General features: G+C 59.0%; 1 protein-coding gene. It reads left to right on the top strand.

What is annotated here, in order from left to right; all coding sequences use genetic code 11:
• The first annotated feature begins 65 nt into the window (after positions 1-65).
• Entirely contained in the window at positions 66-1,292 is a 1,227-nt protein-coding gene (locus AS93_RS0117875; RefSeq protein WP_027591861.1) for an IS256-like element ISPa46 family transposase, read from the top strand.
• The last annotated feature ends 36 nt before the right edge of the window (positions 1,293-1,328 follow it).

The following is a 1,328-nucleotide window of genomic DNA, read 5'->3' as shown; positions in this document are numbered from 1 at the left end:
GAGGGTGTCCGAATTTTTGTGTAACCGGCTCATGAGCGACACTGTCGCTCCGAACCGGAGACACTATGAGCAAGACGCAACATCCCATCACTGACGAGCTGCTGGATCAGCTCTTGGCCAACTACCAGAATCCTGAAGACCTGATCGGTGCTGACGGCATCCTCAAGCAACTGACCAAGAAGCTGGTTGAGCGTGCGCTGGATGCTGAACTGACCCACCACCTGGGTCACGATAAGCATCAGCCGGTCAGCAACCCGACCGGCAACACGCGCAACGGTTTCAGCAGGAAGAAACTCAAGGGTGAGTTCGGCGAACTACCCATCGAAGTGCCGCGCGACCGGCATGGCACTTTCGATCCGCAGATCGTCGAGAAGCACCAGACCCGCTGGGCGGGCTTCGACGACAAGATCCTCTCACTCTATGCCCGCGGCATGACTGTGCGCGAGATCCAGGCGCACTTGCAGGAAATGTACGGTGCCGAGGTGTCACCCAGCCTGATCTCCTCGGTGACCGATGCCGTAGCTGATGAAGTGAAGGCCTGGCAGTCTCGCCCACTCGATGCGGTCTACCCCATCGTCTACCTCGACTGCATCCACACCAAGGTGCGCGAAGGCGCCGTGCGAGTGAAGGCGGTGTATCTGGCGTTGGGTATCAATCTGGCTGGCGAGAAGGAAATCCTCGGCCTATGGATCGCCCAGAACGAGGGCGCCAAGTTCTGGTTACAGGTGGTAACCGAGCTGCGTAACCGTGGCGTGCAGGACATCTTCGTCGCCTGCGTGGATGGCCTGAAGGGCTTCCCCGAGGCTATCGAAGCAGTGTTCCCGCACACCAGCGTGCAGCTGTGCATCGTGCACATGGTCAGGCACAGCCTGAACTATGTGTCGTGGAAACGGCGGGCTGAAGTGGCTGCTGACCTGAAGCGAATTTACCAGTCCAGCACGGCAGACGAGGCCGAACTGCGCCTCTGTGAGTTCGAGGCCAAGTGGGACGATGACTACCTGCCAATTGGTCAGTCCTGGCGGCGCAACTGGCCACGTATCACGCCGTTCTTCGACTTCCCGCCGGAGATCCGCAAGGTGATCTACACCACCAACGCCATCGAATCAGTGAACATGAGCCTGCGCAAGATCACCAAGAATCGCGGATCGTTTCCCAGCGACGAGGCGCTGCTGAAACTGTTCTACCTGGCGCTACGCAACATCAGCAAGAAATGGACGATGCCGATCCGTGACTGGAAGGCGGCGCTGACGCGCTTTACGATCAGCTACGAAGACAGGCTGCCGCAGCCGTAACCCCAACCCCGGTTACACAAAATTCTGCACACCCTC

The organism is Pseudomonas sp. RL (genome assembly GCF_000647775.1).
GTDB classification, from domain to species: domain Bacteria; phylum Pseudomonadota; class Gammaproteobacteria; order Pseudomonadales; family Pseudomonadaceae; genus Serpens; species Serpens flexibilis.
The sequence above is the reverse complement of the archived record's forward strand: the minus strand, read 5'-3'. Positions and strand labels throughout refer to the sequence as shown.